Source organism: Thermodesulfobacteriota bacterium, from assembly GCA_034189135.1.
GTDB lineage: Bacteria > Desulfobacterota > Desulfobacteria > Desulfobacterales > JAUWMJ01 > JAUWMJ01.
Genome location: JAXHVO010000054.1, coordinates 1 through 14,941, shown reverse-complemented (window position 1 = coordinate 14,941; position 14,941 = coordinate 1). Strand labels below are relative to the sequence as shown.

Below are 14,941 nucleotides of genomic sequence, written 5' to 3'. Positions count from 1 at the left end.
CCCGGATATATTCTGAATATCTTTGGATAAAGGGGCAGACCTTCAATTGCCATTTATTCTATTTAAGACCGGCCACCGCTTCGGCAATATTGAAACAATAATCTCCTATTTTTTCAAAGTTTGTTAGCATGTCAATAAATACCAGACCGGGATCAAGTGCGCAGTCACCGGATCGAAGCCTCGAAATATGACCCTGGCGCATATTTTCTCTCATATGGTCGATTGAATTTTCTAATGAATCCGATTCGTTCATGAAGTTTTCATGGTGGCTTTGCATTCCCTTGGTAACCAAGAGGAGAAAGTTTGTTACCTGACCTGAAATTTTTTTAACGTCCGCAATAGCGGCAGGTGTAAACTTCAAATCGTTTTCAATATAGTTTTCCATCAATTGTGCGATGTTTTCCACTGAATCACCGATTCTTTCAATATTATTCGTCATCCTCATCAAACTGGAGATTTCTTTGGCCTCAGATTCATTCACCTCACTTTGATAAATTCTAGTCAAATATGCAGTGATTTCTTTCTGCATGGCGTCCAAATGGTTTTCAATACGTTTCCATTTGCTTAACCTGTTGTAATTTCGATCTTCTATACAATTAATCGTATTTTTAAATGTTAGAATAGCTATTTCGGCCATTCTGACAATTTCACTCCGGGCTTTGGCTAAAGCGGCGATGGGTGTATCAATGAATCTGTCTCCAAAGTCGGGCAGTCTGTACATATCCTCCGGCTCTTCTTGTTTGGGAGACAACTTAATCGCAACCTTGATCAGCAAAGGGAGGAAAATCAGGAATACAGCTGCATTGAGCACATTGAATATGGTATGGCCATTGGCGATATATCGAGCGACATTGACCAAATCACCGTTAATCAAGCTGGTGACGGGTCCTGCGCCCAACAGCCCGGTAATAAACTCAATGATACCGACAAAGTACGGAAAGATTAAAAGCATTAATCCGACACCGATCACATTGAACATCGTGTGCGCCCTTGCGGCTCTGTGTGCGTTGATATTTGTAGATCCAATCGTAGCCAGTTCAGCCGTAATGGTGGTCCCTATATTTTCCCCAAGAACCAGTGCCATAGCACCCGGAAAGGTCAATAATCCCTGAGTCGCTAATGTCATTGTTAATCCAACTGTGGCAGATGAAGATTGAATCATAATGGTCAGAAAAGCGCCGACCATTACACATAGAAGGAGGCCGCCAATGCTGCCCGGGTCAAACTTGGTAAAAAATTCAATAAAGGCCGGATCGCTTTTAATGGGCGACAGCCCAAGTTTCATCACAGTCATGCCAAAAAAAAGGAGGCCAAATCCTAAAATAACATCACCCATATATCTGTATTTCTTTTTTTTGGTAAAAAATTTGAGTGATACACCGATTGCAATGGCAGGCAGGGCCGCTTTGGTAAGTTTAAAAGCAATTAATTGCGCAGTGACAGTGGTTCCGACATTGGCACCCAGGATAACCCCCACTGCCTGTTGTAATGTCATTAACCCGGCACTGACGAAACCGATCAGCATGACTGTCGTAGCCGAAGATGACTGTACCATGGCGGTTACACCGGCTCCCGTGATACAACCGACCACCCTGTTTGCAGAAACAGCCCCCAGTATGTTTTTAATCCTTTTGCCGGCAGACATCTGCAAACCTTCTGTCATCATCTTCATGCCAAGGACAAACAGGCCTAATCCACCGATTGTTTGAATGATAACATTTATTATATTCAACTTTCTATCCTTTCGTCTTTCATCATAAAATGCTGTTTAGTACTCCTGTGAAAAGGCGGCTATGCATTAATTCTAACTGCGCTTAAAGTCAAGGGAGATATGGAGTGAAGACCTTTTTGATACTATTGATGGTGGGGTGAAATTTTTTATATCATAAAGGATAAATGATACCATAAATCGAAACGCTTTAAAGTACAACAAAATAAATACTGTATAAACGATGTGTGTAAACTATTAAATTCTGTATGCCACATGCAAGTTCAAGAAGAAACAGCTATTTTCCGTCCTGCTAATTGATGGAGGAATTATGGGATAAAAGATTGAATAATGATACTATACGGTTTGTCATAAATATGTTCCGTTTTTAACGATGAAAAACTTGTATATAAGAGATCGTAAAGAAAGAACAGGCCGACTGCCGGCAAAGAATGCAGAACGGTCAACGCAGAACAGTCAACCTTGAAAGCACGATTCATTAAATCTTGTAGAAGTGTTCATATAAAAACAAATACTTTGTGGCTGACAAGGGGGATAGGATGCAGCAAACTTTCAATTTATAAACCAATGCCCCCAACCTGCTGCTTTAGATAGGTACGCCTGGCAGCCGGGCAAATATGATATTCATTTAGGAGTCCTGAAGCTTTTCCATAGATGTAGAAGTCTCCGGGAAATCGCGGTATGGGTTGAAGCTGTTTTCACCCTGCCTTTTTACATCTCCCTGGCTTCCTTCATGGTAGTCAGGACGTCGATGTGCTCCTGTTGTCCCTGAATAAGCCTGCTCAAGTCGATCAGTATTCCCGCGATCTGTCCCAGTGCCTGGACAAAGTTAACGTCTTCCAGGGTGAATTCCCAGTGCTCAAAGGTGTAAACCCGCATGGCACCGATGATCTGGCCCCGGACGAAAATCGGTACCGATAGAATGGACGCGATCCCCTCGCTTTTTGCGGCTTCTGCATACTGGATTCTGGGATCGTCGGTGACATCATAGATGGCAACCGGTCCTTCGGTCAGGGATTTGGCAATGGAATGCAGCGAGCTGACCGGCCCCTTGTTCAGATACTCCTGGCTGAGTCCACAGGATGCCGCCACCTCAAGTTGATTGGTATTATGATTGATCAGAAAGAGAGCACAGCCCTTGATGTCCAAGGTATCCCGGACGGCTTCCACCGTGATCTGGATGACCTTTTCATGATCCCTTGACAGGGACATGGCTTTGGTGACTTTGAGCAGGGTTTCGTAGTTAATGATCTGCCGTTTCATTTTTGCCTCCTTTCATATAAGACGGGTGATAAAAATTCCCTTCTTGGGATCAAGGAAGGGGAAAGGTTAAGGCTTTTTACTATAATCGGTTGAATCTCTATGTGTAGCGGAGTATAAAAACCAACGACAATTTTAATGAGTATACAGGCGAGTAAAATTAAGATATCGTAAAACCACTGTATTGTCAAGACAGGATTGGGGGTATCTGTCAAAACCATCGGTAAATACGGCGGGTGAATTGCGGAAAAATTTGGATTGGACTTGAATTTGCTATATGACTCAGAGGGACAAATTGCTGCCTTTTGCCTGATCTTAATGCGACAGAATGCCCCCAATTCATTGCAAAATAACCTATACGGTTTTAACCGGTTTAACAAAATGCCATAAAACCTGCCACATGGCACCCAGACCGATTAAGAGGAGAAAGAATCTCAACAGCCAGCCGATGACAGGAATGAGCAATAGGATTCCGATAATGATGGTCCCGGTCACCAAAGGCCAAAAAAAGGAAGCGGTCAATGATTCTTTAAAATTTCCCAACAGCATCCTCCCGATCCAGAGCCCCACATACACACGACTGATATATATCATAATGATGTAAAGAAAAGCCATGATGATTCCCGCGGGTATTCCTATGGCGGTAAGCAAGGTGATTATGATGCAAAGCGGCGTCACCACTAAAACGATCAAACCGATTCCCAAACTTTTCCACATCGAACCGGCGATGGTAGAAACTATTTCTTCAGTCTGTTTGGGCAAGAGGTAATAGACAAGCCACCCGACAATAATAAGCGCTATGGCGGAGATGATGCAAAACAGGCTCTTGGCCAAAAAATCGGGGCCCTTTTCATACTGCGGTTTATTTCGTGCCCAGACTTCCCCTTCCTCGCTCTCCAACTGGACCACTTTCCCCATTATCTGTGATCCCTCTTTTCGTTCAAACAAGGCGGTGGAGTATGCAAAGTCACCTTTGATCACGGCTGATGGAGCGATCGTTATCCTTGCTGCCCTTACCACAAGGTCATCCTCAAAGGTGCCTGAAATGGTTAAATTTGCCGATAGACCCTTCACGATGTCGAGGAATTCTCCGGCGAGAATTACATTTGCGCCGGCAAATTTGAGGTCACCCTGATTTTTTCCCGAAATGGTTATATTTGCTCCAAAGGCTTCAAGACCCCCATTCACCGTCCCGGCCATTTCTATATTGGCACCAAAGGCCGACAACCCGCCCTCTATCTTTTCTCCTTGTTTTATAATTGTATCGACACTAAACCGCCGAAGGTAGTCATGGGCCAAAAGCTCGTCCTCAATTCCCAGGAGTTGCGCCTTCAAGTTTTTGGCAACTGCCATAGATATCTCATCCTGAATATCGAATCCCCCTTTAATCTCTCGGTCATAGCTTTCCGACCACAGGTGAGTGTCATCGGCAACCTTAATAAGCTGGGCGCTGATCCGAAGTTTATTGCCGGACTTTCTCACGCTTCCTTCAAGCACGTTGTTCACCTTGAGCTTTTCAGCTACCGTGCGAAGATCCACATCTTTTCCTTTGTAAAAAAAGGCCGAGGTCTGAGAAATGACTTTCAGTCCTCTCACTTCAGCCAGTGCACCGATCAGCTCTTCGGTAATACCATCACTGAAATATTCCAGCTCAGGGTCATCGCTCAAATTCTTAAACGGTAAAACCACAATGGAGGCCTTCCCCCCTGTGGCTCGCTCGGTTAAACGACCGCCAAGATAGAAGCTCCAGATTCCCACCGCCATGAAAATGGTAATGATGGCGATTCCCACTGCAATGGCGGATTTTTTCGACCAGGGTGGCATCTCTTTTTTCTGCTTAATTTCACCGGATGTGATAATCCTGGGGTCCATTAATACCTTGTAAGCCATCACCGGTTTGGAAATATTTTTGACTGACTGTTCTCCAATATATTCATATCCTAAAGGCAGCTTGCTTTCGATGTGGTCAAAGGCTGTTTTTGATATACAGATCCCGCCAGGGTCTGCAAGAGCTTCGAGCCTTGCCGCGATATTTACACCGTCTCCATATATCCTTTCTCCTTCCTCAATCACGTCGCCCAGGTTGATCCCTATGCGAAACTGCATCCTTCGGTCCACAGGCAGTTCATTGTTACGGGCCTGGATTTCCTTCTGGACAGACACGGAACATTGGGCAGCATCGACCACACTGGCAAATTCGGCTAGGATATTATCTCCTGGAGAGTCCACCATTCGACCCCGGTGCTGTTCGATCAGATCGGCGATGATTTCACGATAGTTGGTAATCGTATCAACGGTAGCGGCCTCATCTTCACCCATGAGTCGGCTATATCCAACGACATCGGCACTAAAAATGGCGGTCAGCCTTCTTTTATATTTTTCTGCGCTCATCGAATCACCCCTTTTGTATTGGTGATGATAAATATGGTTTTCAAAGCTTATAGACCAATTTGAATTTAAAGATACTCAGCAAAAACTCGCTATATTTTGCTTGCTCCCTGCTTGTTGTTTAAATTTCCTGCCCGTGGCAACTTGCGTTCATGAAACCAGTCTTCGATTTGAAGGTAACCGCGAATTGCGCCGATAGTAGCCATGCGAAGAGGTTCGGGGGGCCAGGGGATGACCCTGTGGTTGACAAAAGGGCATTCAGGTAAACCGCTCCGGCGTTGCAGCAGAAGATCTCTTAGTACGCAGGCGTTAAGGTGACTCATAGAGACACCATGTCCGATACATCCCAGGCTGTACACCGCCCTTTTATTACCCAGGTAACCCAGAGAAGGAGTCAGATTTACCGTGACCGAAAAGGGTCCTCCCCACCGGTGGGTGATTTTTACCCCGGAAAGCGAAGGGAAAAGAAAGTGGATATGATTTTCCAGGTGCTTCCAGGCGGCTTCATTGCTATCTGCATCCAGAGAGTTGGCCCAGGTCAGACCGACCGGGCCTCCCCCCATTACCAGGCGCTTATCACGGGTAAGCCGGTAATAGTGGATCAGGTTGCGGGCATCTTCCAGACCTTCAAAGCCGTCCCAGCCAATCGGCTCAAGCTGCCGATCGCTAAGTGGAGCGGTGGCGATCATATAAGTAAACGCAGGCACCTGCTTTCGCTTGAGACCGGGGAAAAGATGTGAATAGGCGTTGGTGGCAAAAACAATTTGTTCCGCAGACACTCTCCCTCCGGGTGTTTTAATGCGGAAAACCGGTTTTGAAGTTATTTCCATAACCGGGGTATTTTCAAAAAACATAACTCCCATATTTGAGGCAAGCTTTTTTTCCGCCCGAACCAGTTTGGCCGGATTGATCAGCACCATGCGTGGCTCCCACATGGCTCCCAGATAACGATCCGAATTGACACGTTCACGTACCTCCCGGGCTTTAAGCCAGGAGATGTCATCAAATCCGAGGGAGTTTATAAGTTTGACATCATGCTGAATGCGCTTGACATAGCCATCTGTGGTCGCGGTTCTTAAAAATCCCGGCCGGATGCGGTCACAATTCAGCTTTTCCCGTTGAATCAGGTCATCAAGGTGATCAACGGCTTTCATCATATACTTATGGGCCTTGCTGAGAAACTGCTTTCCCCGTAACATGGCCGTAACTCCGAATCCCAGACCCACCACAGTCATGGCGAATGATCCGTTACGGCCGCTGGCTCCAAAGCCAACGGTTTCAGCTTCAATAATCGCTACCCGCAAAGACGGCTCAGCCCGTTTCAGTTCGTGCGCAGTTGCCACCCCCGTAAATCCTCCTCCAATAATAGCGATATCCACCTTTACCTCTCCCTGCAGGGGTGGTTCGGGTATGTAAGTGCCGTAGGTGTCCAGCCACAGTGATAAGGGTGATTTCGGTAAATTTTTCATGGGGGTTCCTTTACCCGATTTTTTTTAATGGAGTTTAAAACAATTCACCGGGTTAGTCAAATCCCTATCCAGCTACCAGCAGGATTGCTTATTCCCCTGCTATGGTAATTTCCATTCAACCAATGACCCGAAACCACGGATGCTCCTTATCCCTGATCAGTTCAAGTCGACCGTTTGTATTTATAACGTGTATTTTCAAAGACCTTGACACATCAATGGGGTGGGCATATACTCGTTTTTGTCAAAACAAAGTCTCATCGCTGCTGGATCATCTTTTTTCAAAACGGATAAAGGAGATTTGACATGAAAACAACCGGACTGCTCATGATTTGCTGTGTGCTTATTTCATTAATCGGGGGTTGTGTGGTAACCAAAAAAAGCTACACCAGCCTGCTGAGTGATTACACGGCTTTGGAACATGAAAAACAGGGAATTGAAGAAGAACTGTCCGCTACCAAAGCGAAAAATGATAAGACCATTTCAGAACAGAAAAACCGGATTTCAAGCCTTGAACAGGGACTCAAAGACTTAGAGGAAAAATACACAGATGATATGGCCGTGGCCGCTTCGAGACAGGATGAGCTAAACCAAAGCATTGCCACCCTGAAAAATGAATCCACCGAACAAACCCAGGGCCTGCTGCAGCAGATTACCGAGCTTCAGGAAAAATATGACACCGATATTGCGGCAAAAAATGATACCATCGGCACGCTTAAGTCGCAATACAGGGATGAACTTGAGACCCTGAACAACCGACTGGACCATGAGATACAGTCGCATAAAATACTCACCGGGAAACTGCTTGATCAGATCAAAATCCTTGAAGATATGAACGCAGAAAAGGAAAAAGCGCTCAATAAACTCTCCCAACAGGCCGATCAGATCGAAAAACAGTTGAGAGCAGAGATTGAAAATGGCGAAATCACCCTAAAACGATATAAAACCAAGACCATTATCAACATCGATAACAGTATCCTGTTCGATTCAGGCCAGGCCAGGCTGAAAAAAAAGGTCAAGCAATCTCTGGCAAAAATAGCTCAGGCCATCAACAGATATCCCGAAAATAATATCCAGATCGAAGGGCATACCGATAATGTGCCGATCCATACCGAACAGTTTCCCTCAAACTGGGAACTCTCTTCAGCCAGGGCACTGGCTGTTTTACGGTTTTTTACCGATAAAACAGATATGGACCCCAGAAAACTCTCTGCGGTGGGTTACGGGGAATATCACCCCCTGGCCCCCAATGATACTCCGGAAAACAAGCGGATGAACCGGCGGGTCGATATCGTGATTTTACCCGGAGGATAAAATAGCGTAGTTGATCTATCTCGCTGAGAACCCGTGCTCTTGGAAGAAGTAGTGCGTTCCGAGTCTTCGGCTGTATCCAGGGCCGGGTTCTGCAGAGTGGACGTTTCAGGCCATGCCTAAGGATTTTGCCTTGCCAAATGGATTCCGACAGCATGTCCGGTCACTTTCGACTTAGCCCGGCTTGAGAAAATCCGTCAGATTAATGACTTTGTCGCTCTTTTTAGCGGATCCCTTCATACTTTCCCATGACCCTCTCACCTTGGCCTTTCTTAGTTCGCTGATAATGGACTGAACCTCAGGATTACGGTTCACCAGTTCACGGATCTGTTTGTCCAGCTCTTGCCAGCTCGCCTCAAGGGTTTGCGTGTCTAAAGTAAACTCTCCAAAGTGCGACAGCATTTTGCCCAGATGGGCCATCAGACCGAAGTGGATGGTCCCCTGCAGATAAAACGGGCAGTGGCCCCACAGGCTGATGCAATGAAAGCCTTGCTGGGATCCCTGGGACTGTATGATGGAATGGATGGCACTGGGGCCCTGGTAGTTGATGGGAATGACGTTTTTCTCTTTTAACCTGGAAAACAACTCCGGGTCCGAGACGATTCCCGATACGATTCGGTCGGTATGGAGAACGTTGTCATACATGCTACCCAGGGTAATAATGGTCTTGATTCCATGCTGTTGGCAAAGGGAAAACAGCCCGTCGATAAAATTAAACCAGTTCAAATGTGGTTCATCGGCCATTAAAATAACCAGATCCCTTTCAGCCTGTCCTGTCTTTGCCGCATAAAAAGCACCACCAGGTGTGGAAAATTGTTTCAAAAGGCCGTCTTCTATCTTGACCCCGGGGCGGTCTTCATCATAGCGGTAAAAATGATCCGGATTAATTCTGGCAAATATTTCGGCATTCAAGCTACGAACCAGGTAAGAAACCATGCCCTTGGAAACGTTAAGCGCATTACCCCAACCGTCAAACCCCGCAATCAGCAGCGGATAGCTCAATTCGACTGTTTTTTCGATATGAATTCCCTGTTCATCCATATTTCTCTATTTGTCATTCATGTCGGGGAATGTCAATATGGCTTTTGCCACAAAAAGAAGTGGGGGCGTTGGTTTATTTTGGCAGGAATGATTCAATAAACCCGGCCACCTCGTTTTTGCCCCGGTATATACCAAAATGTCCTTCGCACAATATGTCGGCTTCAAGTGACAGCAGCCGTTTGAGGGATGTGAAGTAGTCTTTTTTATTGGACCGGAAGCTTGAATCCAGAGGGCCGTGCACATCCTGGGCAAAGAGCACTTTTTTTCCTTCAGACTCGGTCAAATAAACCACCGATCCAGGAGAATGCCCCGGGACATGGACGGCTTCAATATTCCTGCCGCCCAAATCAATTATTTCTCTGGCGGTGACTAATTTTCGGTCAACGTGAAACGGCTTCAGGTGGGCGCCATACCAATTTGCCGCGGTTACCGTATCATTTCCCTGTTCCAGATATTTGGCATCAAGTTCATGGGCGATAATCCGACACTGGAATTGGTCTTTTAGGGCCTCAGCACCACCGGTGTGATCAAAATGACAATGGGTGATCAAAAGATAGTCGATTTGTCCTGAACCAATACCGCACCTGTTGATATTTTGTATGACCTTCTCAAGGCTTCGGCCACAGCCTGCGTCCACCAGCGCCGCGTGCTCGGCAAAAACGATCAGATAGATGGCGGCATCTTCCGGCGAGGAAAATCCACTCCCGCCCACCTGATATATTTCATCGGTAATCTTCATGGCATGTATCCTTATTATAAAAATGTTGAACGGTTTTCTTTCAACTCAGCCCTTTCATCTGATAGCGGGAAAGTACATAAAGGCCATCCGGGGTAAAAGATTTAATGTCCTTTAGTTTCATTATCTCTGCGATGGTGTGGTAGTCTATGCTTTCTACTTCCTCTTTCTGAAGTATAATTTTGCCGTCATATCTACAGCTGAAAACTCGTCCCCACACCCGGCAGTGACTATCCTGATGGAAAAAATCGAAATGTTTCCTCAGGGGAATATTTATTGCCCCTATTTCTTCCGCCAGCTCTCTTTGGGCCGATTCTTCGTATGTTTCACCCGCCAGCACAACGCCGCCGGTGGCGATGTCATAATAACCCGGATAGACATCTTTGCTTTGGGTTCGTTTTTGCACCAAGATTTTATCAAGTGAGTTGAAGACCAGCACGTAGCATGCGCGGTGAGGAAGATTTTGTGCACGCATCACCGATCGGGGAGCAGAGTCGATGATATGATTGTTTTCATCAACAATGGCAACGATTTCATCTATGGAATTCATGTATGATATACTTTCAAGCCGCTTTTGTGAAGGTGTTTATTGTTTTGTCCGTGTTCAAAATACAGCCGCTTATGACAGTGTAAATATCACCGGTCAAGTGTGTCGATCCTTCGACCTGTTGAATCGTTGAACTTTTTGGTAAAACAATTTGCACTGATTATGTTGAACCAACTCAGGGTAATCACTAGGCAATGATTCATTCTTTCCCAAAATGAGAATGCCCCCGGGTGTCAGTCTTTTAATCAATCTTTGGGTCAGTTTCTGTTGAAGATTTAAATCATAATAGGTAAAGATCAGATTGCGACAGGCGATGATATTAAACAAGGATTGAGGCATTTGTTGACGTACATCCTGATTTAAAAATTCAATACCCTGTTTTACAAGATCATTTAAGCAATAATTTTCACCTGAAATTTCAAAACCATATTGAATCAGATAATCGGGCATTTCCTTTAAACTGCTTTTTTTATATTTACCACTTCTGGCGCGCGCCAGCATATGTTCATCAATATCCGTACCTAATATTTGAATGGATATATCAGGAAACCGATCCTGCAGCAGGGCATGCCAAATAATTTTAAAGGTATAGGCCTCTTCACCGGATGCGCATCCCAGGCTCCAAACGGACAAGATCCTGCCTTTTTCTTGTTTGACTGTCTGTCCCAGCTCCGGCAAGATGGAACTCATCATGGGGTTAAATACATAGGTATCGCGAAAAAATCGAGAGATGTGTATTCGACAAAATTGATCCAGGGTATGCCATTCATCGTTGTTTGCCATCAGATACTGTTTATATTCATCCAGACCGGATAAATTCAATGTGCGCATACGCCGGTCTATCCGCCGGCATACCTGCCGCTTCACCCTGCGGAATCCTTTGTACCTCATGGAGAGCCTGGGCAGGGCCCAGGTCAGAAATTCAACATAATTGCGACGGCTCATCATATTAACCTAAATCCTACTTAACATCTGACATGGCAAATGTTAAGTCATATTTTATTTTGCCGAACCGCCATTTTAATCGGTTTGGAATGAATCAATTTGGTGTCATTATGGTTGCTAACTTAGAGGTTTATCACAGAGCGTTCGGCTGCGGTCAGGGCGCCTTCAAGATAGCCACCGTTTTGCTCTGCGGTTTCCGTGCCGGCAAAATGGATGGTGCCGTCCCAAATGGAGGTTTGGCCTGCAGGGGGGTGATAGAGGGGGTGTTCGATCATCGGTGGCTGGTCGAACTGGGTGGCGGTAAATCGTTCGCGCGCCCAATCATGGTAGAAAAAGGTCGCCGGTTGTGCCGCAGCGTTGCCATAGATGATTGCAAGTTGGGAGAGAATGGCCTCCGTAAGGAGTGGTTGATGGTTACGCTGCACTGCCGGAATACCGACAAAGCCGGTCAAGCCGTAAGGCCCCAGGCTGTGGTTGGATCCGTCATGGATCTCACTGAGAGGACCGCATTGGCTGAAAGCCTGGCCGGAGAGGCCTGACTGGCGCCAAAAAGGTTCTTCATAAAGGGCACAGAATTTGGCCTGGCCTGCCATCCAGGTACCGGTTTTCAGCATCGCCTGGGTCAAATGATGCGACAGCTCCGGGTTAAACAGAATGGTGGCGGCGGCAAGGCGCGGGGGCAAAGCGAGGATGACCTTGCTGGTGCTGAAGCAGATCCAGGGCTCCCTATCTAGTTCGCCGACACTGACCAGAACACGGGTGCGCTTTTTTTCGATTTTACAGACCGGGTGATTGAGCCTGATGGCGTTTTCCGGGATATCCTCACAGAGTTTTGTGATCAGTGCCATCATGCCACCGGAAAGCCGCCAGGAAAGGGGTTCCATGGCGTAACCGCTGACGGTCTTGACGGTGCCATTGGGACTTTGAAAACGGCCCATACCTTCTTCAAACTGGCGATAACCCCTGAGGCCCAGGGATTGAATAAGGTGCATCATTTTGGAGTGAATGGCGGGCCAGTACCATGAGGGACCGAGATCGGAGTGAAATTCTTGATGCTCAGGGCTTAAAATCCTGCCACCGAGACGTCCACGGGCTTCAAGAACAACAAAAGGCCTCTTCCTTTGGGACAGCAGGTAGGCGGCATATATACCGCTGAGGCCACCTCCGATAATTATGGTATCAACTGTTTCCGTGGGCATATGGCAATGGTCCAGTAAGATCTCTAAAGGCTTCGTTAGAGTGTCACTTTCATGGTTGCGTATTCCATGAAGGAGATATTTTATAAAAATGAGGATTATGGCAAAAATCGAAAAGAAGGTAAAGAATATATTCATCACAGCGGGTTTTAATAACTGGTGTCGATGTAAGCCAGGCAAAGCATAATGCTTGACAGGAAGTTGGGAAAGTGGCAGGTACAGGAACGTGTGGATTTTGCTAAGCCTTTCAGCGGCCGGCTCAAATCAGTTGATGAAATTTTATAGCGAAAAACCGCCAAAGCAAAATTAATCACAATATATTGATATATACTGTTGACACACTACAATATGTTGTTATATGGATGCTTCAAATGAAAAAGGATTCACTGGGGAGATTTATTTTTAAGAAACACCGGTTTCATTTTTAATCAGCCAGAATATAGGATACATGAGCATAAACATAGGATTTATTTCAACCCGGTTCTCAGGCACGGACGGCGTTACTCTGGAAGCAAGTAAGTGGGCGGATGTTTTTGCCAAGAGCGGACACAATTGTTTCTGGTTTGCCGGTAGACTGGATCGGGATATGACCAAAAGCCTGTTGGTCCCGGAAGCCTATTTTAAATATGAAAAAAATCAGTGGATCAATGAACAAATTTTGGGGAACAAAAGGCGAAATCCCTCGGTGACCCAAGCCATTCACGAGTTAAGGTCTCAACTCAAATTAAAACTCCACGAATTTATCAACCACTTTAATATCGATCTTATTATTGCGGAAAATGTTCTCACCATCCCGATGCATGTGCCGTTGGGTCTTGCATTAACCGAAACCGTTGCTGAAACTCAAATGCCTACTATTTCTCACAACCACGATTTTTACTGGGAAAGGGTTCGCTTTTCAGTGAATGCGGTAAATGATTATCTGCGCATGGCGTTTCCACCCAACCTTCCCAATATCAAACATGTGGTAATCAATTCCGAAGCTCAGGAACAGCTTGCACTTCGTACCGGTATTTCTTCAATTATTGTTCCAAATGTCATCGATTTTGACAACCCACCATCATTCGATGCCCAAGGCGCCAGGGTTTTCCGTGAATCTATCGGTTTACAATCCGATGACCGAATGATCTTGCAACCCACACGCATAATAAGGAGAAAAGGGATCGAATATGCCATCGAGCTCGTCAAGGAGCTTAAGGATCCACGAAACAAACTGATTGTGTCCCATGAAGCAGGAGATGAAGGTTATGAATATGCGGAATGGTTAAAAGATTATGCCCGGGAACATGATGTGGATCTTCGTCTGGTTGCCACCAAAATCGCAGACCCCTGGGCCGATAACGGAAATGGCAACACCGGATCTTCCCTTTGGGATGTGTATCCATTTGCAGATTTTATCACCTATCCCAGCCTATATGAAGGATTCGGAAATGCCTTTCTGGAAGCCATTTACTTTAAAAAGCCTATTTTAATAAACCGATATGCCACCTTTGTTCGCGACATTGAGCCGTTGGGATTTGACATTACGGTGATGGATGGGTTTCTTACCAAAAAAACGGTGGAAAAAATAAAATCGATTCTCCAATCTCCTGAAAGAAGAGAACAGATGGTAAATTATAATTATAAAATTGCCGCCAGGCATTATTCATACTCTGTCCTTTGCAACCAGCTTAATGCGGCATTACGGTCATTTTTTGGCAATTCGGTAGTGCAGCTGTCCAGAGCAACGCAAATTTCTGAAAATAATGTTCATCTGGATATAGAGCCTCACCTGGTAATGTATCAATACTTAAACAATTAAAGCGAATTTCAAATCCCCCATTTTCAAGTCCACGTTTGTCTGTCCTCATTCGCTTTGGTTTTCTGCCAACCAAACCGGAAACATCGCAAACTGAGTGTCTCTGGTAATGCAGAAGGTGGAGAATCATTGACTTTCACGCAGAACAAAGAAAAGAGAGTGGTTTTTTTATAAGTTCTACATTTTGCTTAAGCTCAGTTGGGGTATTATATGCTTTCAAACCGTTTTACTGTCTTCAGGAAATTAGGCATCATGGGTAATAGTATGAACTGGATGACATAATATCTGTGATCTATAGGTAATAATGACACAGGCCGGCTCATAAGCCATTCTATTCAACCACTTGAATATTCAATATATATTTGCATATCCTCTTGCTGTGCATGGTATTTGCATATAAAGATTTAATTAGTGTCTGAACGACAATTGAAAACTGTTTGAATTTACGATGTAAAATCGCATAGAAGTAAAACGAAGATTTTCCAGAAAATGCATAATTTACTTGCATTGGCAACTCGTTAAAG

General features: G+C 45.3%; 12 protein-coding genes. 2 read left to right on the top strand and 10 right to left on the bottom strand.

The features are described from left to right. Window positions 1–58: 58 nt before the first annotated feature. The 4 genes from SWH54_07515 to SWH54_07500 all read right to left on the bottom strand — a co-directional run bounded on the left by SWH54_07515 (window position 59) and on the right by SWH54_07500 (window position 6,846). Window positions 59–1,732, bottom strand: coding sequence for a Na/Pi cotransporter family protein (locus tag SWH54_07515; protein MDY6791099.1), 1,674 nt, complete (start codon window positions 1,730–1,732; stop codon window positions 59–61). A 708-nt stretch (window positions 1,733–2,440) separates the two neighbouring features. Continuing rightward, a complete protein-coding gene (locus SWH54_07510; GenBank protein ID MDY6791098.1) occupies window positions 2,441–2,992 on the bottom strand; it encodes a GAF domain-containing protein in 552 nt (183 codons plus the stop codon). A gap of 351 nt (window positions 2,993–3,343) precedes the next feature. Then, window positions 3,344–5,380: an adenylate/guanylate cyclase domain-containing protein gene (locus tag SWH54_07505; GenBank protein MDY6791097.1), complete on the bottom strand. Its 2,037-nt coding sequence runs from the start codon at window positions 5,378–5,380 to the stop codon at window positions 3,344–3,346. Between the two features lie 89 nt (window positions 5,381–5,469). After that, window positions 5,470–6,846, bottom strand: a complete 1,377-nt coding sequence (locus tag SWH54_07500) for an FAD-binding oxidoreductase (GenBank protein MDY6791096.1) — start codon at window positions 6,844–6,846, stop codon at window positions 5,470–5,472. 303 nt (window positions 6,847–7,149) lie between these two features. On the opposite strand from SWH54_07500, the gene SWH54_07495 reads away from it, so the two are divergent. Next, window positions 7,150–8,157 carry an OmpA family protein gene (locus SWH54_07495; GenBank protein MDY6791095.1) on the top strand — a complete coding sequence of 336 codons (1,008 nt, stop codon included), beginning with the start codon at window positions 7,150–7,152 and terminating at the stop codon, window positions 8,155–8,157. Window positions 8,158–8,328: 171 nt separating this feature from the next. Here SWH54_07495 and SWH54_07490 read toward each other — a convergent pair whose 3' ends face one another. From SWH54_07490 to SWH54_07470, 5 genes are all read right to left on the bottom strand, one after another. Then, window positions 8,329–9,195 carry a PAC2 family protein gene (locus SWH54_07490; GenBank protein ID MDY6791094.1) on the bottom strand — a complete coding sequence of 289 codons (867 nt, stop codon included), beginning with the start codon at window positions 9,193–9,195 and terminating at the stop codon, window positions 8,329–8,331. Window positions 9,196–9,268: 73 nt separating this feature from the next. Beyond that, window positions 9,269–9,934: an MBL fold metallo-hydrolase gene (locus SWH54_07485; protein ID MDY6791093.1), complete on the bottom strand. Its 666-nt coding sequence runs from the start codon at window positions 9,932–9,934 to the stop codon at window positions 9,269–9,271. Between the two features lie 40 nt (window positions 9,935–9,974). Continuing rightward, window positions 9,975–10,481 carry an NUDIX hydrolase YfcD gene (gene yfcD / locus SWH54_07480; protein MDY6791092.1) on the bottom strand — a complete coding sequence of 169 codons (507 nt, stop codon included), beginning with the start codon at window positions 10,479–10,481 and terminating at the stop codon, window positions 9,975–9,977. Window positions 10,482–10,574: 93 nt separating this feature from the next. Continuing rightward, window positions 10,575–11,426: a CheR family methyltransferase gene (locus SWH54_07475; protein ID MDY6791091.1), complete on the bottom strand. Its 852-nt coding sequence runs from the start codon at window positions 11,424–11,426 to the stop codon at window positions 10,575–10,577. Between the two features lie 119 nt (window positions 11,427–11,545). After that, window positions 11,546–12,622: an FAD-dependent oxidoreductase gene (locus SWH54_07470; GenBank protein ID MDY6791090.1), complete on the bottom strand. Its 1,077-nt coding sequence runs from the start codon at window positions 12,620–12,622 to the stop codon at window positions 11,546–11,548. Between the two features lie 445 nt (window positions 12,623–13,067). On the opposite strand from SWH54_07470, the gene SWH54_07465 reads away from it, so the two are divergent. Further along, window positions 13,068–14,420 (top strand): glycosyltransferase family 4 protein, encoded by a 1,353-nt coding sequence (locus SWH54_07465; GenBank protein ID MDY6791089.1) that lies wholly within the window; start codon window positions 13,068–13,070, stop codon window positions 14,418–14,420. Window positions 14,421–14,748: 328 nt separating this feature from the next. On the opposite strand, the gene SWH54_07460 is transcribed toward SWH54_07465, so the two are convergent. After that, the coding region (locus SWH54_07460; GenBank protein MDY6791088.1) for a hypothetical protein at window positions 14,749–14,941 on the bottom strand (193 nt) is incomplete at its 5' end.